We start from the raw sequence: 23428 nt of genomic DNA, 5'->3' as shown, positions 1-23428 counted from the left end.
AGTTCGTCCCTCATGCTGCCACGCTACCCGGTTGTGCCCGCGTTTGCGCCAGATCCTGCAGATTCTCGAGGATCTGCTTCTGCGACAGCACGCTGAGCTCCACGACCTCGCGCGCCTGCGCGACGTAGTAGCCCAACTGCTCGTCGCTGCGCGCCATCGACTTGTCGAGCGCGGCTTCGATGCGCTGCAGATGCTCGAGCAACTGCGCGTTCGATTCGCCGAAGCTCTGCACCGCCGCGCCGAAGGCGTCCCCAAGGCTGGCGATCTCGATGGCGCTGCCGGCGACCTGCGCCGACGCCGCGGCGAGCTTGTCGGTCTGCGCGGCGATGGCCTCGCCGAGATTGGCGCCGGCGCGCTCGAGCAAACGAGCGGACGTGGTGACGAGCTCGTCGACGGCGGCGCGCTGTTCGTTGCCGGCGTGCTTGACGGTATCGAGCAGCGTGCCGAGCGTGTCGAGCAGGCGCGAACGTTCTTCGAGCATCGCGTTATCGCGCACCATGCTCTCGGAGAGCTTCTGGCGCAGTTCGCCGATGATCTCGGCGGCAGCCTTCGGGGCTTCCGACGCGGTTTGCACCAGACGCGAGATCTCGGCGATGGTGTCGTTGGCGTTGGCGCGCGTCTGTTCGGACATCTCCAGCGCCGCACGCGCGAGCGCGTCGCAGATTGCCTGCTGCTGGCTGGCCGCGTGTTCGCCGACCTTCTGCCATTCCGCGCGCAGCGTGGCGAGCGTGCCTTCGAGCGTCTGCGTCCAGGCGGACAGGCGCTGCGTCTCGCGCTCGGCCGTCGCGTCGTGGTGGGCCGCGTTGGCGGCGCTCAGCGCTTGCATCAGCGACGCGCTGTGATCATTGAAGGCGCTGGTCGTCGCGGCGATGAGCTGCTGGTTGCCGTCGGCCAGACGCTCGCTCGTGCGCGTATGTTCGGCGATGGCTTCGCGCCAGGTCTGCGCCACGCTCTCGGAGGTCGAGTCGATGCGGGCGCAGACGCTCTGGAGCCATTGCGCCGAGCGTTGCTCGAAGGTTTCGGCAAAGCGCGCCAGCGCGCCAGCGAGCTCGGCGTTGAGCGCTTCGTTGGCTTGCTTTTGTTGGGCGATCGACCGGTCCCACGCTTGCGCAACGCGTTCGTGCGCGCCGCTCACGCTGCCGCTGGCCGCGTCGAGCTGGGTCGCCACGTCGGCGAGCAGCGCGTTGGCGCGGGCCTCGAACGTCTGCGCGAAGCGCTCCAGTGCTGCGCCGAGGTCTTGCGTGAGCGCGGCGTGCGAGCGCTGTTGTTGGGCCAGGGCTTGCTCCCAGGCCTGCGCGACCGTGGTCTGCGCGGTGGCGATGCTGCCCGTGGCGTTATCGAGGCGCGACGTGACGTCGGCGAGCAGACCGGCCGAGCGTGTTTCGAACGTCTGAGCGAATTGCGCGAGCGACTCCGCGAGGTCCCTGGCGAGCGTGTCGCTGGTCGCCTGTTGCGCGGCCAGCGACGCTTCCCAGCGCTTCGCCACGCCCGCGTGTGCCGCGCTGACGTGATCCGTCGCGCTCTCCAGACGCGCGGCGACTTCGTCGAGAAGCTTGGCCGAGCGCGTATCGAACGTCTGCGTGAATTCGCCCAGCGCCGCGCGCAGGTCGGTCGCGAGCGACTCGTTGGCGCGCAACTGGGCGTCGAGCGACGCGTTCCAGACGTTTGCGACACGCGTGGTGGTGGCTTCGAAACGATCGGACAAGCCGTCCATGCGATCTTGCATCGCGGCGCAAACGGTCTGCTGCCAGGACGCCGTCTCGCGTGCGAGGCTCGCCATCGTCGCTTCGACTGCCGGGCGGATCGCGGCGCCGGCCGCGCTGGCCGTGGTGGCCACGCTGTCCTTCAGGTACTGCTGCATCGCGTCGGTCAACTGTGCATAGGACGCGCCGGTCTTCGCGTGAAGCGCGTCCTGGCTTGCGACGAGTCGCTCGCCGAGCGTCTGGCCGTGGCGCTCCATCGCAGCCATCATCTCCTGCAGACGCTCGACGAGCGCGGGCATGGCGGTGGCCTGCTGTGCCAGCAATTGCAGCGTGGTTTCGCGCTGGTGCTGTTGCGAGAACGGCCGCAGCGTGGTCGCGATGCGCGCGTCGAGCGCTTGCACCGCGTGCGCGCGCTCCTTGCGGGCCAGGGCGGCAAGCAGGCCGAGCATGGCGGATGTCGCAACGCCGGCGACGGAGGTGCCGAACGCGAAGCCGAGCCCCTTGACCGGCGAGGCGAGCGAGGCGCGGATCGCTTCGAGGTCGGTGGCGCCCTCGAGGGCGAGACCCGTGCCGCGCAGCGTGGCGGCCATGCCGAGGAACGTGCCTAGCATGCCCAGCAGCACGAGCAGGCCGACGAGGTACGGCGTGAGAGCGGGGCCAGGCAGGCCGACGCGTTCGCCTTCCACGCGCAGGCGCACGGCGTTGCGCAGACCGGCCGGGAGCGTGTCGAGCCAGGCGGGCAGCGATGCCGGCGTGGCATGGAGCCCGGCCACGGCGCGCGCGAGCGCGCAGGTCGATTGGTGAAAGCGTTTGAGCTCGAGCGCGCCGATGAGATAGACCGCTGCGATCAGCAAGGCGATGGCGAGCGCGAGGGTGTTGGTGCCGGCATAGCCGATGGCGATCCAGCCGACGACGGCCAGGCCTGCGACAAAGGCGACGAGATCAACGAGGTAACGGGTCATTGTTGTCCGGGTTCACTAACGTTTTCGCCGTTCGATACCGAGGCGAGGGCGGCGATCAGCCCTTCGACGGGTTCGAGGCGTATATCCAGTTCCGCGAGCAGGATGCTCTGCATGTCCCGGTGGAAGGTGTCGAGCCAGGCGCCGGCCGGCGGCAGCGGCGCCGCGCCGCTCACGCGCGGGGCGGCCATCGCCGCCTGCTCCGTGTCGCGCAGGCGCACGAAGTGGCCTTCGAGCAGATTCGGCACGCTCGCGAGCAGGGCGCGCTCGCGAGCGCCCATCACGCGTTCCATGACGGCGTCCACGCCGGCGAGCCGCGCGCCCTGTGGCGAACGAGCGGCCAACCGGGCTCGCATGCGCGTGCGCACGGCGCTGATGGCCGTATCCATCCTCTGTTGCGAAGTCGCGTAGCGCTGGCGATAGGCCGGAAAATCCGCGAAGGACGCCGCACGCTGGCGCTCGGCGGCGCTCAGGGCGCGAATCCGCCCGCCCGGCGCGGCTGCTAGTCCGCAATCGCGCGCGATAGCGGCCGCCAGGTCTGCGCGCACGCGGGCGAGTTCGCCGGCCGGATCCTGCGCAGGCGCGCGCGCGCCGGGTGTTGCAGCCGGCGGGTTGGCCTTGAGGGCCGACGACAGGGCGATGGCGTCGGTCCAGCCCAGCCACTGACTCAGGCGGTCCGAGAGCGACGGCGCTGCCTCCGGGGGCGCGAACGTGCTCAGACGGGCCAGCGAGCGTATGAGTGTCGGGGCGCTGATAACGGGACGCCGGGGCACTTGCACCATTCCACTGGGGGGTCGAAAACCCTGCAGTTTACACTGCGCGCGCCCTTCGACCGCGGCGGCTGCCTCCGGCGCCTTCCGTCGCCCGGGCGCCGCCTGTGATTTATCTCAGTTTCCGGCGTGCGTCCCGAGGTTTATCGTTCACTCAACTCGCGGCAAACGCGAAACGACGAAACAACGAAACGACGAAACGACAACCGGAGGTGTGACATGGCTGCAATTGGACCGATCTGCGACGGACTGGTGACGGTGGGGACGTGGGCGCTGCGCGCCAAGCCGGTGGCCGACTTCCTGGCCGGCCTCGCCAACTTCTTCTGAGCCGCACGCCTGAGAACGGGCAACGGGCGACAGGGAATCGAACGACCGGAGAGACGACATGCCTGCCATCGGCGTGATCTGCGACGCAATGGTGATGGTGGGGACGTGGGCAAGCCGGGCCGCACCGGTGGCGACAGTCTTCTCGGATGTGGCCGGCCTGTTCACGTGATACGGCGCCGTCATTGAAGCTGGCGGTGAGTAAGTGGTGACTCACGAGGCCGGGCACGCGGTATCAGGCGCTTGCGCCAGTCCGTGGCGCACGTAGGGCAGCAGGCTGACGAGGCCCAGCGCTGCCATGGCCGCGCCGATCCACAGCGGTGCGCGCAGGCCGTAACCGGCGTCGATGGCGGCGCCGCCGGCCCAGGTGCCGAAGGCAAGCCCGGCCGTGATCACCGACGTGTGCATGGTGTTGACCAGCGGCCCCGGCGCGGCGGCGCGCATCACGCGGGCGACCATGGCCGGGTTGAGCGACACGCCGGTCAGCCCGATGGCGGCGAAGGCCGCCACGCCCACGGGCGCGAGTCGGGCCCACAGCGCGAAGCTCACCAGCGCGAGGGCCAGTACGCCCAGGCCCGTGACAAGCACGGTGAGCGTGTGGCGGTCGGCGAAGCGTCCCGTCACGGCGTTGCCGATGATGTTGGCGACGCCGTACATCGCGAGCAGGTTCGGGATTGCGGCGGCGGGCAGGCCGGCGACGTTCAGGAAGATGGGCGAGAAGTAGCTGAACGCGGCGAAGGTGGCGCCGATGATGAGGCCGCTCGTCGCGAATGCGGCCCATAGCGGACGGTTGCGCAGCGAGCGGATTTCGGCGGCGAGACTGATGCTCTCGCGCCCGCGCTTTTCGGTGGCCGGGGCCCACAGCGCGACGGCGACGGTACACAGCGCGGCGAGGACGGCGACGAGCCAGAAGCTGGCGCGCCAGCCGTAATGCTGCTCGATGTAGGCCGTGAGCGGCACGCCGACCACCGGCGAGAACATCAGGCCGCCGAGCACGAACGCCGCGGCGCGCCCGCGCACCGACGGGGCGACGAGATCGGCACACAGCGTCAGCGCCACACCAAACGTGGCCGAGCTGGCAATTCCCATCACGACGCGCGCGAGCGCCATCACTTCATAGCGGGTCGCGACGGCGGCGAGCACGCCGCCGGCGACGTTGATCGTGAGCAGGCAGACGAGGGCGCGCTTGTGCGGCGTGCGCAGCGCGAGCAACACGGCGGTGAGCACGGGGCCGCCGACAGCCATGCCAAGCGCGTAGAGCGAAATGAGGTTGCCGATGGCGCCGATGCCGACGTCCATCGCCCGCGCGAGGGCGGGCATCATCCCGGCGACCATGAATTCGGCCGTGGTCATGGCGAAGACGGTAAGTCCGAGTAAATAGACGACGGGTGGCATGGTGGATCTTGATGGCATATTTTTAACGATCATTACAAATTTGGGGTTGGGGAATGGACCCGTGAAAGGACGGGGTCCGGGGAGTCTGTGTGGTGCGCGGAGGCTTCGGCGCCGGGCGGTCTCAGAGCTGAGCGAGGGTGCCTTCGACGATATCTTCGAGGAAGGCGCGATCGCTGACGGTGCGGCCCAGTGCGCGCAGACCGTAATAGGTGGACAGGAACGTGCGCGCGACGAGCAGCGGCGAGCGTTCGGCGGACAGCTCTCCGTTACGCTGTCCGACGGCGATCAGATGCACGATGACCTGCTCGATGCGCGTGAGATAGGCCTGGCTGATCTGGCGGACCTTGGGATCTTTCGCGCCACGTTCGAGAGCGGCGAAAAGCGACATGCAGCCGCGCTGTTTGTCGGGATTAAGATCTTCGTCAATACCCCATTGCATGAGCGCGCGCAGCCGTTCCTTGACGGGGCCGGGGGCGTTCAGGATATCGGCCTGGGTCTGAAGCCCGAGCGTCTGATAGCGCGTGAGGGCTTCGTGATAGAGGTTGAGCTTGCTACCGAAGGCGTTGTAGAGGCTGCCTCGCCCGAGGCCGGTGCACTCGACGAGCGCCTGCGCGGAGGTGCCTTCATAGCCGTGCGTCCAGAAGACGTCCATGGCAGCGTCGATGACGGCTGCGTCGTCGAATTCTCTGGGTCTACCGCTCATGAGGAGACTCGCTGGCGTAAGTGAAATGGAAAGGGCAACGCACATGCGCGCGCGCCGCGACCGCATTGTAAGTTATTTTTTAACGTTTGTTCAAATTAAGGCTGTTGCCTCCGCGGTGAGCGTGAAATGGCGTGAAGCGCAGCCTGGGCGCGGCCCACTATGCGAGCGGTGTTGGATGAGTCATTTCCCAAAATTGCTTCGCGCCGAACGCGCAAGCGCAGCACTCGTGGGGAAGCGAGATGCCAGCTCGGCATTTGGGATATATCTCATGCGCAACCAACGTATTCTTGGCAGGAATTTTCGCCGGCGTGCGAGGGCATGAAACATGAGCGGGTGTCGCGCTCGGCCCGAGGGTATCGCGCCGTTCCTCAAAGACGAGACGTACAGTTCAAAGGTATTCAGATGAAGGTTCTGGTGATCGGCGCCACGGGCTATGTGGGCGCCAGGGTGGCAAGGAAGTTGAAGGACAAGGGGTTTGTCGTCCATGGATTGGCGAGATCGGAAAGCTCGCGCGCAAAAATCGAGGCGGCGGGGTATGTGCCGGTCGAGGGCGATCTTCTCAAGCGCGATACGCTGCGTGCGGCCGTCACGCAGATGGACGCTGTTTCAGGACGTGCTGTCGCAGTTCGATGCGCAGCCGGAGGGCTTCTCGCCCCAGCGTGCGCAGGATGAGCTGATCGGCCAGATGGCCGATATGCTGGGCGTGGACTACGACACGCTGGCGCTGGAAATCGACGACAGCGAAAGCCGCCAGCGCGCGCTGACCAGCGAACCGGCGGCGCCGATGCCTTCGGCGGCTCCTGTCGTGCCTGCTGCTCCTGCCGCACCGGTTTCCGCACCTCGGCAGCCACCCGTGTCGTCCGTACCGCGCGACACCACGCCGGTCTCGCCTGCGGCGTCAGTAGCGCCACCGCCTGCATCGCCCGAAGCGCCGCAGGACCAGCACGGACAACGCGACGAGCGCCTGCAAGGACACATCGTGACACCGGCACCGACCACCGAGCGCCTGCAGTCCATCCAGCGGATGGTCGCCGACCAGCTTGGCGACAAGCTGCCCGAATTCGAGGCCGATGCGCTGCGTGCAATCCCCGTACAAGTCGGCGGGCTCTATCCCATCTCGGACGTCTGGTACGTCGAGCCGGGGCTGGACGCGCCGGATCGCCTGCGTGTGCACATCGCGCAGTTCGCGCGCGAGATCGGCGAGGAAGCGGCGGTCGCCGACCACATCGAGGCCAGTGTCGGCGGCATCGGCTTCGTCTGCGTGGCGCCGGCCGTGGACCAAGCGAAGGCACTGCCGGCGTTCGCGCGGGCGGTGCTGACCCTGCTGCATGTGCTGAGTGCGGCGCCGCCCTCCGCGAACGGAGTGGACCGTGCGCGGCTGGCCGACGAGCTGGCGGCGCTGCTGCATGGCCACGGCGGCTCGACCACACGCCTGAGCGATGCTGCGCTGGTGAAGCTGTTCCGTCTGCTGCGCCTGGCGCGCCGGTTGCTGGATCTGGAAGCCGGCGTAGCGGGCCACGAAGCCTGAGCACAGGAGCCCCCCGTATGTCGGCACCGCACCCGCTCAACCAAGCCGTGATCGCCCAGGCCCTGCATGACCTGCGCAACGGCCAGTTGCGCCGCTGCAAGGCCATGGGCTTCGGCGAGGAAGAGCTGGATGCGCTGAAACGCCCCGAACTCGTGAGCATGCTGGTGAATGCCACGGTGTCGTGGTGTTCGGTGTCGGTGAACCGGGGGGTGTTGAAGCGGCTGCTGAGCCAGGTGCACGACGTGGAGCGGGAGATCGCCACGGTGGACCGCATGCTGCGCCTGGGGGCGAGCACGGAGATGGTCAGCAAGTTCTACGGTCTCACCCATCAGGAAGTGGCGCTGCGCCGCAACATCCTCGGGCTGCCCAAGCGCAAGGGCCGGCATCCGGTGCTCGACGAGGCGCAGGACGTGGCCTTGTGGGAACGCTGGAAGAACGGCGTCGCCGAGCGCCATGTCGCCCTGACCGACGACATGGCGATGCTGGCGCTGACCATGGACCTGGCCGAGGCGATGAGCCTGCCGATGTCGGTGATCTGGTCGGCGATACGGAACTGGATCGACCAGGGGCTGGTGTAGCCATGACCACGGCCGGCGCACCACGGCGCGAAGGCCCGGTTGCGCTGTCGGCGGTGTTCGACGAGGCGCTGCGGCACCTTGATCCGCAGGAACCTGCGCAGGGCACGGCGCCAAGCCAGGACGGGTTTCTCTACAGCGGCAACCGCCATGATAGCGTGCCGCGCAGGCTGTTCCTCGACCGACGCCTGACGCCGCTGGAGCGCAACGCCTGGCAGGTGTTCCGCCTGCAGCTCAACGACGACGGCGTGACCGCCTTTCCCACCTACGACCAATTGCGCCCCTACCTGGCCTCGATGCCCTGCGCGGCACAGGCCTCGCACGAGACCGTGGCGCGCGCCCTGACGCTGTTGCGGCTGACGCGCTGGCTGAGCCTCGTGCGACGACGGCGCGACCCGAAGACCGGCCGCATTCAAGGCAACCTGTACGTGCTGCACGACGAACCGCTGTCGCCCTTTGAGGCGATGCAGCTCGATGCCGACTACCTCGGCCTGGTCAGCCAGGCGCTGACCCATGCCGCCAAGGCGGTGCAGATCGTGGGCATGAACACGCTCAAGGAGATTGCCGAAGACCCACTGCTCAGCGGCCGCACGCTGCCGACCCGCTTGCAGGTGCTGGCGCAGCGCATGGCGCGGCATGGCTGGACGACGCCAGGTTATCCACAGGAGGGTGCCGACCACGAATCCGAAGAAGGCCAGGAAGCCCTTCTTCGGAATGCTGCGCGCCCGTCTTCGGAATCCGAAGCGGGGCCGAAACCCGCGCCGGACGGCTCTCTTCGGATTCCGAAGGAGGACCGTACAGTACGTAATGATCGTATAAATGAAGTACGTACAGTACCGCGCGCGAGGGCCCTGCAGAACCTGCGGCTGCCAGACCGCTTCCAGCGCTTGAAGCACGAGCAGCAGTCCGGCGCGCTGGTGGCCTTGCGGCAGGTGGACGAAGCCCAGCGACAGGCGGTGCTGGACGAATGGGAGGCGCGCTGCTGCAACAGCTCGGTGCGCAACCCGGCTGGCTACCTGTTCGGCATCATCCAGAAGGCAATCCGAGGGGAGTTCAAGGCCTGGGCGGGCGACAGCGCCACGGTGCCGCCTGCTTCCCGTCCACCCGCGCCGGCACCGGCGCCATCGGCACCGCCGGTATCCCCCGAAGTGGCGCGCGCCCACCTGGCGCGGCTGCGTGCGGCCCTGCGCGACCCGTGACCGGCCGAGCTATCCCCAGGGGATAGCTGGGACAGGGAGCCTTCCGGCGGGCAATCCGGCCACTCCCTTGTCAAGGTCTCAATTGAGATACAAAATAGGGCTAATGCATAACAGGAGAAGCAACGATGGCCGCACAGACTTCGATGCTGCACATCCGTGTGGACGACAAGCTCAAGGCCGATGCTGCCGAGAAGCTCGCCGGGGTCGGCCTCACCGTTTCGGACGCCGTACGCATCCTGCTGACCCGTGTGGTCAAGGAAGGCGCGCTGCCGGCTGGCCTCACGGCCGATCCGGAGGCCTACGATGCCTGGTTCCGGGCGAAGGTCCAGGAGGCGCTGGCCGACACACGGCCGCCGGTGCCGCACCAGCAGGTCATGGACGAGGCGCAGGCCCTGATCGACAGGAAGCGGCGTGCGCGTACTTGAGTGGCGCGAAGCTGCCCGCGCCGACCTGCTGGCGATTGTTGACTACATCTCGGACGACAACCCCGATGCCGCGCAGCGGTTGAAGGACGACATCGAGGCCAAGGCCACGAAGCTGCCGGAGCGCCCGAAGCTCTACCGGCCTGGCCGCGTGGCCGGCACGCGGGAAATGGTCGTGCGCTCGAACTACGTGGTGGTCTACATGGAAGACGCTCGCGCGGTGTCCATCCTGCGCGTGTTGCACGCCGCGCAGCAGTGGCCGCCGGCACGGGAGTGAAGGCGGTTTTCCTCACAGGAGATTTGCCATGAATGCCAAGGAGCCTGAAGCAGCCAAACTCAAGGCGCTACAGGAAGCAGCCTGCATGGGCTGGGCCGACATCGCCGCCGGCTGCCATGCCGATGTCGCCGACGGCCAGTTCGAAGGTTTCATTGCACAGTTGGAACAGCAGGCGGCGCCTGGCGTCGCCACCCGCCGCGAGGCTATCCCCAGGGGATAGCTGGGACAGGGAGCTTTCCGGCGAACAAACCGGGCGGGCCTTGGATACGGTTTCTTGACTGACGGCCTTCCGACCGGTGCCGATGCTGGCGACTCCGTTCCCCTACGCGAGTCGCCCACATGGCAAACGAACCCCTGCAACTGAATCTCGGATCGCTGCGCAGCGCGATGTCGCTGACGCTGCACACGCACCACGCCTCGCGCATCTGGCATGGCCGAGTGCCAGCGGAAGGACGCCCCGGCATCATCGGTCTCAACGGCTTCATCAGCGCGATGAACAAGATGAAGCGGGGTTCGGAGCAGGACGACCCCTACAGCGACTGGTGGATGCTCAGGGTCGAGGACAAGCTGGCCGATACCAAGACCCGCCTGCAGGCGCTGCGCGAGCAGGTGGACCAGGCGCTGGCCGACGTGCCGCCGGCACTGTCGCTGGGCGAGAACATGAACGTGCAGCCGGTGAAGCTGCCGCTGTTCGTCAACGCGCAGCTCGGCTTCATGGCGGTGTACTTGCTGGCTGACTACGATGACTTGGCACGCAAACTCATCCTGGCGCACCACACGGCGCTGATCGACCGCAGCACCCTGGAGCGCTGGCTCAATGATGGTGCGCACGCGCTGCGCAGCCTGTTCTCGCTGGCCCAGCAGTACCGCTACTCGGGGACGACACGCGACGACTTCGCGGCGAAGAACGCCGCGGCGAGAGCAGCATTGGAGAAGTTCGGCGAGCTGCCGCAGGACGTGTTGGAAGGCACGCGCCGCTCGCGCTTCGCGCCACCGATCGCGCGGCGGACAACCAAGCCCGGCACGCCGTCTGCTGCGCCTGCCATCGAGCCCGATGCGCCGCTTCCCACGGACGGCGCAGCCGATGGTGCAGCGGGCGACAAGGGGACTGGCGCATGACCGCATCGCCCCCCATCCGCCACTCCACGCGCTTCGTGGCGCTGGAACAGACGGACTTCCAGCGGCTGGAACACGCAGGCTACCTAAAAGGCCTTTTACAGCCTTTTAAGGGTAAGGGGAGTCTGGAGACCTGGGCCAGCCAGTGCGCAGCGCTGCGCGACGACGTGATTGGCCTGGCGCAGCGGCGCGTGCTGCCCCAGGCGCGCGCCTACCCCTTCAGCCTGCTCGACGTGCAGCTGGCCCAGCAAGCCACTGGCGCAGGGACGACCTTCCTGCGCTGGCGCAACCTGGACCGTTCCTCCATGGGCGTGGCGTTGTGGGAGGCCCTGCTGGCCAACCCCGCGACGCCGGCCTCGCTGATCGACGAGCTGTACGCGATGGAACTGCAGCGCATCGTGCTGAACATGCAGATCAGCCTGACCCACAGCATCGCTCGCCAAGCCCTGGAATGCGCCAACAAGGCCGCGCAGGCCGAAGCGGCTTACCTGCGGCGTGTCCACGGGCATACCGCCTCCGTTCCACCCACCACCAAGGAGTCACCATGAGCACGCACTTCGTCGGCGAGGGCAACATCGGTTCTGCGCCGGACTACCGCGAATTTCCGAACGGCAACGACGAGCCGCGCCGGCTGCTTCGCCTGAACGTCTACTTCGACAACCCGATCCCGAAGAAGGACGGCGAGTACGAAGATCGCGGCGGCTTCTGGGCGCCCGTGGAGCTGTGGCACCGCGACGCCGAGCACTGGAAGACGCTGTACCAGAAAGGCATGCGGGTGCTGGTCGAGGGCCGCACCGTGCGCGACGAATGGGAGGACGCCGACGAGAACGAGCGCGTAACGTTCAAGGTCGAGGCGCGGCGCGTGGGCATCCTGCCGTACCGCATCGAGTCGGTGGCGCTCAGCGCCAAGCCCGCCGGCGGACAGTAATTCGCCCATCGCCGTTCCCCCGAGGGCGGCTGTAGCAACCGTCATACGCCCGCGATGCACCAGCGAGCTATCCCCAGGGGATAGCTCCAAGGTCGTCCACGGAGTTCCAGCCGCCCTCCCGAAACAATGCTCTTGCTGCGCCAGCTCCTGCGGTCTATGCGTACGGCTGCTGCAACGGACCGCCTGCCGATCAAAAAAGCGGTGTCTGCATCAATCGGCTTCCTTGCTGCCGGCATCTCCTGGCCCCGCCAAGCTGACGCCCATCAGATGAACCGCACATTTCCAAGGAGGCTTCATGCGCGTGTTCCTGTGCGAGAAGCCGTCCCAGGGCAAGGACATCGCCCGTGTGCTGGGCGCCAGCCAACGCGGCAACGGCTGCTACAGCGGCGCCGGCGTCGTCGTGACCTGGTGCATCGGTCATCTGGTGGAGACGGTTCCACCCGAAGGCTACGGCGAGCAATACAAGCGCTGGGCCATCGAGCAACTGCCCATTCTTCCTGAGCGTTGGCGTGTCGAGCCCAAGGCGGCGACCGCAGCGCAATTCAAGGTCGTTCAGCAACTCGTCGCCAAGGCGGGCGAGCTGGTGATTGCGACCGACGCCGACCGCGAGGGCGAGATGATCGCCCGCGAGATCATCGACCTGTGCGGCTACCGCGGGCCGATTCAGCGCCTGTGGCTGTCGGCGCTCAACGATGCGTCGATCCGCAAGGCGCTGGGTGCGCTCAAGCCGTCCGCCGAGACGCTGCCGCTGTATTTCTCCGCACTCGCCCGATCGCGCGCCGACTGGCTGATCGGGATGAACCTGAGCCGCCTGTTCACCCTGCTGGGGCGCCAGGCCGGCTATACCGGCGTGCTGTCGGTGGGCCGCGTGCAGACGCCGACGCTGAAGTTGGTCGTCGATCGTGATCGCGAGATCGCGCGCTTCGTCTGCGTACCGTTCTGGGCCATCGAGGTTGCGCTTTCGCATGCAGGCCAGTCCTTCGTCGCTAGCTGGACGCCGCCGCAAGGCAGCGGCGACGATGCGGGCCGCTGCCTGCAACAGCCGGTGGCTCAGCAGGCCGCCGAGCGACTGCGCAAGGCCGGCTCCGCCCAAGTGCTGTCGGTCGAAACCGAGCGCGTGCGCGAAGGCCCGCCGCTGCCGTTCGACCTCGGTACCTTGCAGGAAGTCTGTTCCAAGCAGTTGGGCCTCGACGTGCAGGAGACGCTGGACATTGCCCAGGCGCTGTACGAGACGCACAAGGCGACGACGTATCCGCGCTCGGATTCGGGCTACCTGCCCGAGAGCATGCTGGCCGAGGTGCCGGCCGTGCTCGACAGCCTGGTCAAGACCGATCCCAGCCTGCGGCCGCTGATCGACCGCCTGGACCGCCAGCAGCGTTCGCGGGCCTGGAACGACGGCAAGGTCACGGCACATCACGGCATCATCCCCACGCTGGAGCCGGCCAATCTCTCGGCGATGACCGACAAGGAGTTGGCCGTCTACCGGCTGATCCGTGCCCACTACCTCGCGCAGTTCCTGCCGCATCACGAGTTCGACCGGACGGTGGCGCAGCTCACGTGCGGCGGGCAGTCGCTGGTGGCGGTGGGCAAGCAGATCGCGGTGGCCGGATGGCGCCAGGTGCTGGCGGCGCCGGCCCTTGACGACACGGACCGGGACGATGCGCAGCAAAGCCAAGTGTTGCCGCCGTTGAAGACTGGCGATGCCTGTCAAGTCGGTCAGGTCGAGCTGAAGGCATTGAAGACGCTGCCGCCCAAGCCCTACACGCAGGGCGAGCTGGTCAAGGCCATGAAGGGCGTCGCCAAGCTCGTGACCGACCCGCGCCTGAAGCAGAAGCTGAAGGACACCACGGGCATCGGCACCGAGGCGACGCGCGCCAACATCATCAGCGGGCTGCTGGCCCGCGGCTATCTCTTGAAGAAAGGCCGCGCCATCCGTGCATCGGATGCGGCCTTCACGTTGATCGACGCCGTGCCGGCGGCCATCGCCGACCCGGGGACCACGGCGGTGTGGGAGCAGGCACTGGACATGATCGAGGCCGGCCAGATGACGCTGGACACCTTCATCGCCAAGCAATCGAGCTGGGTCGCCCGGCTCGTGCAGCAGTACCGCGGCGCCACGCTGGACCTCAAGCTGCCGCCCGCGCCGGACTGCCCGCAGTGCGGCGCCCCGATGCGCCAGCGTAGCGGCAAGAGCGGCGCGTTCTGGTCGTGCAGCCGCTACCCGGACTGCAAAGGTACGCAGCCGGTCGAAGATGCCCCGGCAGGCAAGCGCGGCGCATCCGGTCGCACCTCCAGGACACCGCGCCGGCGCCCCAAGGCGAACTGACGCCCACGTCTCCCGCTGCCACGCCGGATCTTGCCGACGGCGGGGCAAACCTCCCGCGCCCCGCGGGACTCCCCAGCGCGCGTTCCCTTCTGCAACGGTGTGCGCGTCCTGCACAGGCCTCACGGCTGGCAGGGCGAGAAGGTCATTGCTCCGTCGAATCGCGCGCAACGCGGTTCCTTTGATCCAGGTTGTTCCGTACATCCGCGAGCGGTCTCCTGACGCCTTGGCCCGCAAGGCTGCGAGGTGCCAGGAGACCGCTTGCGGTCGACGGTATTCGGTGCCGGTGCCCGCCGGCGGAACAACGGGTTCCCTTTGTGTGCGGATGCACGCCAGAGGATGCCGGCTCCAGCCACGAAACGGGCCGGGTGAGATTGCTGACGCAGCGAATGGCTTTGACGACGGCCTGGCCTGCTTGCAGCCCACAGGTGGATTGATTCTTCTCCAGCCGAAGCCCTACGGGGCTTCGGCGCCTTTGTCGTGGGCGGAAGGATCGTGCACTGCTGCTGCCGGCAGTGCTCGGGCCAAACCGGACGGCGCGCGGTTCCGTTTGATCGGCGACGGTGCGCCGCCGCGCTTCCATCCTTTCCGCATGTGTCGCTGACGGTCGTCAGCACCATGCCCTGGCAGCTCCGGTCTTCAAGGCTGCAACGCGCCTCGCCGCGTTGATCGATCCAGTCCGCCTCGCACCGACCACCGCGGACGCGCGTCGCCACGACGCGTGGTGCTTTCGATGTTCAACCTTTCGGGAGGTCTCCGCTCCCGACGGGGCGTGGTGCTCCCGGTCTTCAACCACCAGGAGGAACCACATGTCTCTCGCGTTCGCAACAGCCCCTTTGAGTGCTGAACAGGCCCGCGCCGAATCCATCGGCTACCAGGCCCTGGCCTACGTCGGCAAGCGCCTGCCCCTGCAGGTGCTGTGCAGCGCAGCCGGCCACTACATCGGCACCGCCGATGCGGATGGTCCCGTCTCGCGCGAGTCGGCCAGCTTCTTCCGCTCGCACCACGCTGCCGAGCACGCCCTGCAAACGGGCCGCTGGCAGCAGCGCCTCCACCCGTGAATCCAATCACCAGGAGCCCCCGTCATGAACCGTGCTCTGCCTCAAGAGGTACTTGATCAGATCAAGCTGGAAAAACAGCACTTCGCCGCCGCGCCCCAAGCCTTCTTCGAGGCGTGGAAGCGCGGCGTGAACATCGCCGGTGCCGAATGGTTCGGCGACGGCACACGCGAAGGTCTGCAGCGTGCCACCACCAAGTGGGACCTGCGGCCCAACATGCTGATGCTCAACGACGCACTGGGTGTGCTGAGCAGCGGTCAACGCATGTTCCTGTCCGCGATGGTGAGCTTCTACAACGCCCGCGAGGGCGGCGCGATGCTCAAGCGTTGCGGCTTCGAGGGGCTGTCCGACCTCGGCGGCCTCGACCTGGAGCGGCGCAAGGTCCTCGCCGACCTCACGCTGCACTACAACGGCTGGTGAGCCGCGCCTGGCAACCCACCGTCCTTTCATCCCACCCGACGAGGGACATGCGTCCCCGTTCGGGGCCATGTCCCTCCTTCTTTTCGCAGGAGCGGCCATGTCCCAAATCACCATCTTCCACTGACCTGCACCGCCCGCCACCAGGGCGGCCCGACGCCGCGGCCGGCTGACCGGTTGCCACTTCATCCACCCGCTGGGGTTTAATCCCCGGCAGGGGATTGCCTCGGCCATCCCTTGCTGGAGATATTCATGTCCCATTCCAACAATCCCTTCGTCCGCGGCTACGATGGCCTGTCCGTGCAGCGGCTGCTGGCGATTTCCTACGACGACGACTGCCCGCTGAGCTATCTGCCGCTGCACGTCTCGCAGTCGCACCTGCCGGACAGCCAGGTCGAGCGCCATGCCTGCGTCTTCTGCGACGACTTCGCGCTGATCACGGAAGGCCAGAACGTGCCGCCCGAACTGGACGCGCAGTGCCCCAGCCACGGCATCGCCCGAAACCTCGTCTACGCCGTCATGGCCGAAGAAGCCAGCCAGCCGCTGCACGTCGGCGATACCTACTCCGAGGAAGCGGCGCGCGAGGTGGTGCGGCGCCTGCGCTTCGAGACCGGCTTCTACAGCCGTGCCTGGGAAATCAGTTCGGCGCACATCACCGAGGAGGCCGGCCGCTATCTGGCCAACCTGGCCGACATCGCCACGCCGAGCGGTTTTCTGTTCGTGGCCTTCCGCATTCCCTACAGCCCGGCGGTCGGCGTGAAGCTGATCGCCACCCCCTGGACGGATGCGAACCTGCAGCATGTCGAGGGCATCACCGCCGAAGAACTGCGGCAGGAGCACCGGGCCAAGGGCATGCCGGAGTCCCTCGTCGAGGTGCTCCACCTGGCCGCGCTCGCCGACGTGCGTCTGCTGATCTTCGATGCCGACGCGCCCGTGCTGGACGGGCTGACGCTCTACGACGACGACTAACCCGCAACCCATTCGAGCCCCCATGTCGGGGCTCTTCTTTTTCGCGGAACGCGGTGCCGGCGCATTGCCGATTCCCGGCGGACGGCGGCCGCCATGTGCCGCACGCTGACCGCATGTTCGCTGGCGTTGCCGGCAGCATGCCCAGGCAGCCACGATCTTCAAGGCTGCGACGCGGTTCCGACCGCGTTGATCACACCAGTTCGCACCGGCATCCATGCGCGAACGGCCATCGGTTCTCGATGGCGATGCCACCAAGCTGTTCCATCAACCCACGCGGGGGTTCCACACCTTCCCCGCCTTGGGTCGGGTGTGTCTCCGCCTCATTGTTCCCAGGAGATTCACCATGACCACTTCCACCGAAAAGTCCTACTTCGATCTGCACATCACCGGCCTCGGGTACCTCAATCGCATCCGCGAAGTGAAGCCCAAGAAAGGCGATGCGTTCCTGGCCTGCGACATCGCAGCCCTGAACGGTCCCAGCGATGACGTCTCGTATGTGCGTTTCGACACGCGCGTATCGGGATCGGAAGCGCAGCACCTGGTGCGCCGCTGCATTCAGGCGGTCGACGCCGAGAAGAAGGTGATGATCGGCTTCCGCCTGGGCGACCTGTGGACCGACACCTTCACCTACTCCAAGGGCAAGCGTGCCGGCGAGCAGGGGGTGAGCCTCAAGGCCCGCCTGCTGTTCGTCAGCTGGATCAAGGTCGACGGCAAGCTCGTCTACAAGGCCGAACCCAAGCCGACCGAGACCGACGAGCGCGAGCCGGAAGTCCCCGTGACGTCCGACGCGCCCGCTGCGCAGCAAGCCTCGGCACCGGAGCCTTCCGAGTCCGTCGCCGATGCTGCCGACGACGCAGCCGATGCCCCCGCATTGGCCGCTGCCGAGTCGTTCTGATCCGCAAGGCCCCATCCCCGGGGCCTTGTCTTCTCTTCGTCAGCAGGAGACCTTCATGATCACCATCCCCGGCCAACTGGCCATCAAGACCATCCACGGCAGGAACGGCGACTTCAACGTCGGCCGCCTGGCGACCTCGATCGGCGAGTTCGTCGTGAAGAACGCCGAACTCGATCAGTACCGCGAGGGCAAGTACGACGGTGATTTCGTCATCGTCGAGATTCGCCCCTCCACGTACAACGCCAACGGCCGCATGGTCATCGAGATCCGCGCCCATCTGGGCGGGATGACGCTGTCCAACATCGACGCCCTGAGCCGCGACGAAGCCCGCCGACTGAGTCCGCAGGAAGTCGATCCGATCGACGAGGAGACGCAGGCGCCCGTACCGGCAACGCCCCCGGCCAAGCCGAAGGCGAAGCCGCGCAGTCCGCGCGATCCCCTGATCGATACCACGCCGTTCGGCAGCGAACCGCCCCCCGTGTCCGCTGCGGCCTCGGCCGAGGCAGACGACGCGGCGCTGTTCGGTGCCTTGTGGCCTCTGGGCGAGACCGTGAAGCTCGATGCGACCGTGGATCGTCGTGTGCTGCGTCAGCAGCGCGACCGTCTCGACAAGCTGGGCTACGAGTTCGCTCCGTTGTCCCAGGACTGGCACCTCAAGGCTGCCTGATCCATCCGCCGCCTTGCGCGGCATTCCGCCACCCGCCGGGGCTCTCCCCCGACGGGGATGGCTCCGGCCTTTTCTTCAAGGAGACCCTCATGGGCTGGACCTTCGTTCGTCAGACGCGCGATCAGTTGATCCGCGAGTTGCTCGCTCCGCAGGCGTCCGAACGCGCTTGCTGCGAAGTCATCGACCACACACTGGACGGCGACGTCCTGTGGACCGTGGTTCGCGTCACCGCCAGGCAGGCGGGCGTCATGGGCCTCGCGGCCGGTGAGTCCGTCTGCTACATCGGCTGCCATCTGCTGGAAAGCTCGGGCGGCGATTGGGGCTACAAGTCCCTCGACGAGTCCGTGCATCCGTACTACTACTCGTGCCCGCTGCGCTATCTCGACATGGCGCCGGTGCAAAGCCCCGAGTGGCGCGAGCGGGTTCACCGCTTCCACGCGGGGCGCGCTGTCTAGCGGCACGCATCTACCTTCACCCAACCGGGGCGAGCACGGCCCCGCGGGCTGTGGTTGCTCCTTCATTTCCAATGAGGACATCACCATGCCTGCACCTTCTTCCGCGAAACCGCTGTACCGCATCGACGAATGCCCCGACCTCATGGCCGACGCTTGCGTCGGTGACGAGCAGGGCAATCTCGTCTTTCTCTCGATCTGGGCGCGCGACACCGCCGTTCAGGAGTTCCTCGCCCGCCTGACCCTCGGCCGGGATGAACAGGGACTCGATCAGTTCCACGTCATCACCGAGCAGGGCGCATCCATCCCGGTCTTCGTCGGCAACGTCGAGAACCTGGAAAAGCGCATCACCCGTGCCTATCGGCGAACGCTGTTCGGTTCGCTGACGAATGTGTGGCTGTTCGATCGTCGCTGCGTGAAGCCAGACAAGGCCAACGCCAGCGCGCTGGCGCTTCTGCCCAGGGATTCCGCTCACCGGCTCGACCGGCTGTGGACGCTGGTGCAGGAGACCTGCCCGCTGCCACTGCTCGACCACTGGCGCGACACCGTGCTGGCGCTGTTGCAGACACGGCGAATGCTGACCGGTCTTCCCTTGGCCCTCGGGCCGCTGGAAGGCCATCGGCTGGCCCTCGATGTCCCGGCGCTGACGAAGGCGTTGGGCGAGCTGATCCGCAACGGCACCCTCGGCGCCACGCAGTACGAACTGGCCGCGAACGCACCGCTTCGGCGTGTGGCGTGAGCCATCCCCACGGGCATGCGCGCCGCGCGTGCCCGCCTTCCTTCATCCATCACCAGGAGAAATCCATGGCACTCATGTTTCCGCGCCTGGCGCGCAACTTCATTCGTAACGGCTACTTCCCCACCGACGAGCCGACGCTGGAGCGGGCCTTGTCCGCGCTGGCGCCGTCTCCCGGAGCCATGTCCATCCTCGATCCCTGCGCCGGCGAAGGCGTGGCGATCGCTGAAGCCGCCCACGCCCTCGGGCGCGAGCAGGTCCAGGCCTTCGCCGTCGAGTACGACGCCGAGCGTGCCCGCCACGCACGGAAACTGGTCGATCGCTGCATTCACGGCGACCTGATGGACACGCTGATCTCGCGCCAGTCCTTCGGCCTGCTGTGGCTCAACCCGCCCTATGGCGACCTGAGCAAGGACGTGAACGGCAACATCGGCTATCAGGGTCAGGGCCGTGCGCGGCTGGAAAAGCTGTTCTATCAGCGCGCGCTGCCGCTGCTGCAGTACGGTGGCGTGCTGGTCTTCATCGTGCCGTCCTACGTGCTCGACGCCGAGCTGGTCGGATGGCTGACGCGCCACTTCGCCGACCTGCGCATCTACCGTGCGGTGGAAACGCAGTTCAAGCAGGTGGTGATCTTCGGTCGCAGGATTCGTCAGCGCGACCAGGCATCGGAATCGGCCAAGGCCGTGCGCGGTCTGCTGCTGCAGATCGGACAGGGTGACGCCGAAGCCGAGGAGCTGCCGCTCGAATGGCCGTTCCTGCCGTACACCGTCCCTGCCAGCCCGGCCGAGCCGGAGCACTTCTATCGCGTGACGATGGAGCCCGAGCAGTTCGCCGATGAAGTCGGCCGGCTGCAAGGACTCTGGCCGGCGCTCGATACGCACCTGGGCGCCGCGCAGCAATCGCTGCGTCCGCCCGCGCGGGCCTTGTCGCACTGGCATCTCGCCCTGGCCTTGGCCGCAGGCGCGATCTCCGGCGTGGTGACGTCCAAGAGCGGGCGCGTGCTCGTCGTCAAAGGTGATACCCACAAGGAGAAGACCCTCCAGACGGAGTACACCGAGCGCGACGACGGCTCCGTGGCCGAGACGCGAATCCTCACCGACAAGTTCGTGCCGGTCATTCGTGCATGGGACTTGACGCTGGGCTCGCCCACGTGGGGCGAAGTGCTGACCATCCGCTGATCGCTGTTCCCTGACGGTTCGCCGTCGCTTTCATCCACCCACCGGGGTCACGCTGCCCCGATGAGGTGCCGTGGCCCCTTCTTGCAGAAGGAGATACCACCATGGCACTCGCAGTCCTCAACCTCGCGTCGCACGCACGCTTTTCGCCCGGGCAGGTGGTCATGACCGCCGGCGTCGACGAGCTGGTCCGACAGGGCCGGCTCAACCCCACGCCGTACCTGCGCCGCCATCTTCATGGCGACTGGGGCGACCTGGACGACAGCGATCGGCGGCAGAACGACGCCGCGCTGAAGTCCGGCGAGGATCGTCTGTTCTCGTCCTACCAGGTCACGCGCGACCTGAAGCTCTGGATCATCACCGAATGGGATCGCAGCGTTACCACACTGCTGTTGCCCAGCGAATACTGATCCGCATCCAGCGGCACCTACACGTTTCTTTGCCGCGTCTTTCTTCCCACCCAGGGGCATGTCACCGCCCCGTGTGGGAGGTGCATGCCCCATTGCCTTGGAGCATCACCATGTCCCTTGATCTCGAAACCGTTCCCGAAACCGCTGTGCAGGGCGACCTGCTCGAAGCGGCCGCTTCACCCCTCACGCTCAGCTTGCAGGACTTCGTGTCCGAGTTCGGCGACGAGTTGCTCGACTCGCTCAACCGCGCCAATCCTCCGGTCTACACCGGCCAGGTGCGGGTGCATCGGCAACAGATCCTCGCCGCGCTCAAGCGCAAGCTGTTCCCGGCGCAAGCCGATGTGGTCCATGCCGTCACCGAGCTACTGGTCGACCGCGGCGAACGCGCCGCGATCGTCAATGGCGAGATGGGCTGCGGCAAGACGACCGTTGGCATCGCCACGGCCGCCGTGCTCAACGCCGAAGGCTACCGCCGCACCCTGGTGCTCTCGCCACCCCATCTGGTCTACAAGTGGCGGCGCGAGATCCAGGAGACGGTGGCCGGTGCCAAGGTCTGGGTGCTCAACGGCCCGGACACGCTGGTCAAGCTGCTGAAACTGCGCGAGCAATTGGACGTGCCGGCGCAGGGCCAGGAGTTCTTCGTCCTGGGCCGAGTGCGGATGCGGATGGGGTTCCACTGGAAACCTGTCTTCGTTCGACGGCGCACGCCTCACGGCGACGTGGGGGCCTGCCCGGATTGCGGGCATGTCATCACCGATCTCGACGGCGAGCCGATCAACCCGGTCGAACTGGAAGCCGAGGAGTCCCGCCGCAAGTGCAGCCACTGCCGTGCACCGCTGTGGTCCTTGATCCGTCCCAGAGGCCTGTCCGCCAGCGACCAGTCCTCGACCGTGCTCAAGGCACTGAAGCGTATTCCAACCATCGGGGAAGTCACCGCGCAGAAGCTGATGCAGAAGTTCGGTGACGCCTTCCTCGCGTCGATGCTCGGGGACAACGTCCACGAGTTCATCAACCTGATGGACGACCGCGGCGAGTTGGTCTTCTCGGATCGGCAAGCCCACCGGATGGAACGCGCGATGGCCAACATGGAGTTCGGCTTCGGCGAGGGCGGCTACCAGCCGTCCGAGTTCGTCAAGAGGCAGCTTCCCCAAGGCACGTTCGACTTGCTCATCGCCGACGAGGCCCACGAGTACAAGAACGGCGGCTCCGCACAGGGCCAGGCCATGGGGGTGTTGGCGGCCAAGGCGCGCAAGACGCTGCTGCTCACCGGCACGCTGATGGGCGGCTACGGCGACGACCTGTTCCACCTGCTGTTCCGAGCCCTGCCGGGGCGGATGATCGAAGACGGCTACCGGCCGACGAAGAGCGGCAGCATGACGTCGGCCGCGATGGCGTTCATGCGCGATCACGGTGTCTTGAAGGACATCTACTCCGAGAGCACCGGCACGGCGCACAAGACGGCCAAGGGCACCAAGGTATCGGTACGCACGGTCAAGGCGCCGGGTTTCGGTCCCAAGGGCGTGCTGCGTTGCGTCCTGCCGTTCACCGTCTTCCTCAAGCTGAAGGACATCGGTGGCAACGTGTTGCCGCCCTACGACGAGGAGTTCCGCGAAGTCGCCATGGACACGGCGCAAGCCGCGGCCTACCGCGATCTGGCGGGTCGGCTGACCCAGGAGCTGAAGCAGGCCCTGGCGAAGCGCGACACGACACTGCTCGGCGTGGTCCTCAACGTGCTGCTGGCCTGGCCGGACTGCTGCTTTCGGTCGGAAACGGTGGTGCATCCGCGCACGCGCAACACCTTGGCGTTCGTTCCGGCTCAGTTCAACGAGCTGGAGGTGATGCCCAAGGAACGCGAGCTGATCGAGATCTGCCGGCAGGAGAAGGCAGAAGGTCGCAAGACCCTGGTCTACTCGGTCTACACCGGCACCCGCGACACCACGTCGCGTTTGAAGGTGCTGCTGGAGCAGGAAGGCTTCAAGGTGGCGGTACTGCGCGCGAGCGTGGATGCCTCCCGCCGCGAGGACTGGATCGCCGAGCAGTTGGACCGTGGCATCGACGTGCTCATCACCAATCCCGAGTTGGTGAAAACCGGCCTGGACCTGCTGGAGTTCCCGACGATCGTGTTCCTCCAGTCGGGCTACAACGTGTATTCGCTGCAGCAGGCCGCCCGGCGCTCATGGCGCATCGGCCAGAAGCAGCCGGTGCGCGTGATCTACCTGGGCTACGCCAACTCCTCGCAGATGACCTGCCTGGGGTTGATGGCGCGGAAGATCATGGTGTCGCAGAGTACGTCGGGCGACGTGCCGGAATCGGGGCTCGACGTCCTGAACCAGGACGGTGATTCCGTAGAAGTGGCATTGGCACGCCAACTCGTGGTGGCATGATCCATGCCTTGCATGCCGGCGACCCTGTGGTCGCCGGCATTTT

Annotated in this window: 24 protein-coding genes and 1 pseudogene; 21 read left to right on the top strand and 4 right to left on the bottom strand. The window is 66.9% G+C overall.

The window, feature by feature from the left end; all coding sequences use genetic code 11:
• Positions 1 to 10 precede the first annotated feature (10 nt).
• The 4 genes from PNO31109_RS06000 to PNO31109_RS05985 all read right to left on the bottom strand — a co-directional run bounded on the left by PNO31109_RS06000 (position 11) and on the right by PNO31109_RS05985 (position 5854).
• On the bottom strand, positions 11 to 2665 hold the full coding sequence (locus tag PNO31109_RS06000; RefSeq protein WP_150554698.1) for a DUF802 domain-containing protein: 2655 nt from the start codon (positions 2663 to 2665) through the stop codon (positions 11 to 13).
• Positions 2662 to 3444: a DUF3348 domain-containing protein gene (locus PNO31109_RS05995; RefSeq protein ID WP_150554697.1), complete on the bottom strand. Its 783-nt coding sequence runs from the start codon at positions 3442 to 3444 to the stop codon at positions 2662 to 2664. Before PNO31109_RS05995 ends, PNO31109_RS06000 begins: the two co-directional genes overlap by 4 nt.
• Positions 3445 to 3969: 525 nt before the next feature.
• The gene (locus tag PNO31109_RS05990) at positions 3970 to 5151 is read right to left on the bottom strand and encodes an MFS transporter (protein WP_150554696.1); all 1182 of its coding nucleotides are present in this window, start codon (positions 5149 to 5151) and stop codon (positions 3970 to 3972) included.
• Between the two features lie 121 nt (positions 5152 to 5272).
• Complete coding sequence (locus PNO31109_RS05985) at positions 5273 to 5854, bottom strand: TetR/AcrR family transcriptional regulator (protein ID WP_150554695.1); 582 nt, start codon at positions 5852 to 5854, stop codon at positions 5273 to 5275.
• 159 nt (positions 5855 to 6013) lie between these two features.
• Between PNO31109_RS05985 and PNO31109_RS22385 the strand changes: the two genes are divergently transcribed.
• From PNO31109_RS22385 to PNO31109_RS05875, 21 genes and pseudogenes are all read left to right on the top strand, one after another.
• Positions 6014 to 6526: an NAD(P)H-binding protein gene (locus tag PNO31109_RS22385; RefSeq protein ID WP_150554694.1), complete on the top strand. Its 513-nt coding sequence runs from the start codon at positions 6014 to 6016 to the stop codon at positions 6524 to 6526.
• A pseudogene (locus PNO31109_RS05975) lies at positions 6453 to 7382 on the top strand (ParB family protein); the annotation flags it as partial. The gene PNO31109_RS22385 and the pseudogene PNO31109_RS05975, both read left to right, overlap by 74 nt.
• A 17-nt stretch (positions 7383 to 7399) precedes the next feature.
• Complete coding sequence (locus PNO31109_RS05970; protein ID WP_150554693.1) at positions 7400 to 7960, top strand: DUF2857 domain-containing protein; 561 nt, start codon at positions 7400 to 7402, stop codon at positions 7958 to 7960.
• 2 nt (positions 7961 to 7962) lie between these two features.
• On the top strand, positions 7963 to 9156 hold the full coding sequence (locus tag PNO31109_RS05965) for an STY4528 family pathogenicity island replication protein (RefSeq protein WP_150554692.1): 1194 nt from the start codon (positions 7963 to 7965) through the stop codon (positions 9154 to 9156).
• A 125-nt stretch (positions 9157 to 9281) separates the two neighbouring features.
• Positions 9282 to 9581, top strand: a complete 300-nt coding sequence (gene relB, locus PNO31109_RS05960; protein ID WP_009618210.1) for a type II toxin-antitoxin system RelB family antitoxin — start codon at positions 9282 to 9284, stop codon at positions 9579 to 9581.
• Complete coding sequence (locus PNO31109_RS05955) at positions 9568 to 9855, top strand: type II toxin-antitoxin system RelE/ParE family toxin (RefSeq protein ID WP_150554691.1); 288 nt, start codon at positions 9568 to 9570, stop codon at positions 9853 to 9855. The genes relB and PNO31109_RS05955 overlap by 14 nt, the downstream gene beginning before the upstream one ends.
• Before the next feature lie 28 nt (positions 9856 to 9883).
• Complete coding sequence (locus tag PNO31109_RS05950) at positions 9884 to 10075, top strand: hypothetical protein (protein WP_142096559.1); 192 nt, start codon at positions 9884 to 9886, stop codon at positions 10073 to 10075.
• Between the two features lie 119 nt (positions 10076 to 10194).
• Positions 10195 to 10974 (top strand): PFL_4669 family integrating conjugative element protein, encoded by a 780-nt coding sequence (locus PNO31109_RS05945; RefSeq protein WP_150554690.1) that lies wholly within the window; start codon positions 10195 to 10197, stop codon positions 10972 to 10974.
• The gene (locus tag PNO31109_RS05940) at positions 10971 to 11519 is read left to right on the top strand and encodes a DUF3158 family protein (protein ID WP_142096565.1); all 549 of its coding nucleotides are present in this window, start codon (positions 10971 to 10973) and stop codon (positions 11517 to 11519) included. The genes PNO31109_RS05945 and PNO31109_RS05940 overlap by 4 nt, the downstream gene beginning before the upstream one ends.
• The gene (locus PNO31109_RS05935) at positions 11516 to 11899 is read left to right on the top strand and encodes a single-stranded DNA-binding protein (protein WP_004362284.1); all 384 of its coding nucleotides are present in this window, start codon (positions 11516 to 11518) and stop codon (positions 11897 to 11899) included. Before PNO31109_RS05940 ends, PNO31109_RS05935 begins: the two co-directional genes overlap by 4 nt.
• Before the next feature lie 295 nt (positions 11900 to 12194).
• On the top strand, positions 12195 to 14225 hold the full coding sequence (locus PNO31109_RS05930) for a DNA topoisomerase III (RefSeq protein WP_142096568.1): 2031 nt from the start codon (positions 12195 to 12197) through the stop codon (positions 14223 to 14225).
• Between the two features lie 806 nt (positions 14226 to 15031).
• On the top strand, positions 15032 to 15283 hold the full coding sequence (locus tag PNO31109_RS05920; protein ID WP_142096571.1) for a hypothetical protein: 252 nt from the start codon (positions 15032 to 15034) through the stop codon (positions 15281 to 15283).
• 24 nt (positions 15284 to 15307) lie between these two features.
• A complete protein-coding gene (locus PNO31109_RS05915) occupies positions 15308 to 15700 on the top strand; it encodes a hypothetical protein (protein WP_150554689.1) in 393 nt (130 codons plus the stop codon).
• Between the two features lie 249 nt (positions 15701 to 15949).
• Positions 15950 to 16666 carry a DUF5983 family protein gene (locus tag PNO31109_RS05910; protein ID WP_150554688.1) on the top strand — a complete coding sequence of 239 codons (717 nt, stop codon included), beginning with the start codon at positions 15950 to 15952 and terminating at the stop codon, positions 16664 to 16666.
• A 343-nt stretch (positions 16667 to 17009) separates the two neighbouring features.
• Positions 17010 to 17561 (top strand): STY4534 family ICE replication protein, encoded by a 552-nt coding sequence (locus PNO31109_RS05905; RefSeq protein ID WP_150554687.1) that lies wholly within the window; start codon positions 17010 to 17012, stop codon positions 17559 to 17561.
• 55 nt (positions 17562 to 17616) lie between these two features.
• Positions 17617 to 18228: a DUF3275 family protein gene (locus PNO31109_RS05900; protein WP_150554686.1), complete on the top strand. Its 612-nt coding sequence runs from the start codon at positions 17617 to 17619 to the stop codon at positions 18226 to 18228.
• A gap of 89 nt (positions 18229 to 18317) precedes the next feature.
• The gene (locus PNO31109_RS05895; RefSeq protein ID WP_009461172.1) at positions 18318 to 18683 is read left to right on the top strand and encodes a hypothetical protein; all 366 of its coding nucleotides are present in this window, start codon (positions 18318 to 18320) and stop codon (positions 18681 to 18683) included.
• An 85-nt stretch (positions 18684 to 18768) separates the two neighbouring features.
• Positions 18769 to 19419 carry a hypothetical protein gene (locus PNO31109_RS05890; RefSeq protein WP_027350511.1) on the top strand — a complete coding sequence of 217 codons (651 nt, stop codon included), beginning with the start codon at positions 18769 to 18771 and terminating at the stop codon, positions 19417 to 19419.
• Positions 19420 to 19484: 65 nt separating this feature from the next.
• The gene (locus PNO31109_RS05885) at positions 19485 to 20594 is read left to right on the top strand and encodes a DUF6094 domain-containing protein (RefSeq protein ID WP_124136586.1); all 1110 of its coding nucleotides are present in this window, start codon (positions 19485 to 19487) and stop codon (positions 20592 to 20594) included.
• A 101-nt stretch (positions 20595 to 20695) separates the two neighbouring features.
• Positions 20696 to 21001: a hypothetical protein gene (locus PNO31109_RS05880; protein WP_150554685.1), complete on the top strand. Its 306-nt coding sequence runs from the start codon at positions 20696 to 20698 to the stop codon at positions 20999 to 21001.
• A gap of 110 nt (positions 21002 to 21111) precedes the next feature.
• The gene (locus PNO31109_RS05875; RefSeq protein WP_174966280.1) at positions 21112 to 23385 is read left to right on the top strand and encodes a helicase-related protein; all 2274 of its coding nucleotides are present in this window, start codon (positions 21112 to 21114) and stop codon (positions 23383 to 23385) included.
• Positions 23386 to 23428 lie beyond the last annotated feature (43 nt).

The sequence above is a fragment of the Pandoraea nosoerga genome, from assembly GCF_902459585.1.
In the GTDB taxonomy this organism is placed as follows: domain Bacteria; phylum Pseudomonadota; class Gammaproteobacteria; order Burkholderiales; family Burkholderiaceae; genus Pandoraea; species Pandoraea nosoerga.
This window is presented reverse-complemented; position numbering and strand designations above follow the sequence as displayed.

Excerpts from the sequence above, each read along its gene's own strand:
- PNO31109_RS05945 (WP_150554690.1), top strand. The coding sequence starts at position 10,195 with ATGGCAAACGAACCCCTGCAACTGAATCTCGGATCGCTGCGCAGCGCG.
- PNO31109_RS05920 (WP_142096571.1), top strand. The coding sequence starts at position 15,032 with ATGTCTCTCGCGTTCGCAACAGCCCCTTTGAGTGCTGAACAGGCCCGC.
- PNO31109_RS05900 (WP_150554686.1), top strand. The coding sequence starts at position 17,617 with ATGATCACCATCCCCGGCCAACTGGCCATCAAGACCATCCACGGCAGG.
- relB (WP_009618210.1), top strand. The coding sequence starts at position 9,282 with ATGGCCGCACAGACTTCGATGCTGCACATCCGTGTGGACGACAAGCTC.
- PNO31109_RS06000 (WP_150554698.1), bottom strand. The coding sequence starts at position 2,665 with ATGACCCGTTACCTCGTTGATCTCGTCGCCTTTGTCGCAGGCCTGGCC.
- PNO31109_RS05995 (WP_150554697.1), bottom strand. The coding sequence starts at position 3,444 with ATGGTGCAAGTGCCCCGGCGTCCCGTTATCAGCGCCCCGACACTCATA.
- PNO31109_RS05990 (WP_150554696.1), bottom strand. The coding sequence starts at position 5,151 with ATGCCACCCGTCGTCTATTTACTCGGACTTACCGTCTTCGCCATGACC.
- PNO31109_RS05905 (WP_150554687.1), top strand. The coding sequence starts at position 17,010 with ATGACCACTTCCACCGAAAAGTCCTACTTCGATCTGCACATCACCGGC.
- PNO31109_RS05890 (WP_027350511.1), top strand. The coding sequence starts at position 18,769 with ATGCCTGCACCTTCTTCCGCGAAACCGCTGTACCGCATCGACGAATGC.
- PNO31109_RS05910 (WP_150554688.1), top strand. The coding sequence starts at position 15,950 with ATGTCCCATTCCAACAATCCCTTCGTCCGCGGCTACGATGGCCTGTCC.
- PNO31109_RS05875 (WP_174966280.1), top strand. The coding sequence starts at position 21,112 with ATGTCCCTTGATCTCGAAACCGTTCCCGAAACCGCTGTGCAGGGCGAC.
- PNO31109_RS05930 (WP_142096568.1), top strand. The coding sequence starts at position 12,195 with ATGCGCGTGTTCCTGTGCGAGAAGCCGTCCCAGGGCAAGGACATCGCC.
- PNO31109_RS05895 (WP_009461172.1), top strand. The coding sequence starts at position 18,318 with ATGGGCTGGACCTTCGTTCGTCAGACGCGCGATCAGTTGATCCGCGAG.
- PNO31109_RS05915 (WP_150554689.1), top strand. The coding sequence starts at position 15,308 with ATGAACCGTGCTCTGCCTCAAGAGGTACTTGATCAGATCAAGCTGGAA.
- PNO31109_RS05885 (WP_124136586.1), top strand. The coding sequence starts at position 19,485 with ATGGCACTCATGTTTCCGCGCCTGGCGCGCAACTTCATTCGTAACGGC.
- PNO31109_RS05985 (WP_150554695.1), bottom strand. The coding sequence starts at position 5,854 with ATGAGCGGTAGACCCAGAGAATTCGACGACGCAGCCGTCATCGACGCT.
- PNO31109_RS05950 (WP_142096559.1), top strand. The coding sequence starts at position 9,884 with ATGAATGCCAAGGAGCCTGAAGCAGCCAAACTCAAGGCGCTACAGGAA.
- PNO31109_RS05940 (WP_142096565.1), top strand. The coding sequence starts at position 10,971 with ATGACCGCATCGCCCCCCATCCGCCACTCCACGCGCTTCGTGGCGCTG.
- PNO31109_RS05935 (WP_004362284.1), top strand. The coding sequence starts at position 11,516 with ATGAGCACGCACTTCGTCGGCGAGGGCAACATCGGTTCTGCGCCGGAC.
- PNO31109_RS22385 (WP_150554694.1), top strand. The coding sequence starts at position 6,014 with ATGCGAGCGGTGTTGGATGAGTCATTTCCCAAAATTGCTTCGCGCCGA.
- PNO31109_RS05965 (WP_150554692.1), top strand. The coding sequence starts at position 7,963 with ATGACCACGGCCGGCGCACCACGGCGCGAAGGCCCGGTTGCGCTGTCG.
- PNO31109_RS05970 (WP_150554693.1), top strand. The coding sequence starts at position 7,400 with ATGTCGGCACCGCACCCGCTCAACCAAGCCGTGATCGCCCAGGCCCTG.
- PNO31109_RS05880 (WP_150554685.1), top strand. The coding sequence starts at position 20,696 with ATGGCACTCGCAGTCCTCAACCTCGCGTCGCACGCACGCTTTTCGCCC.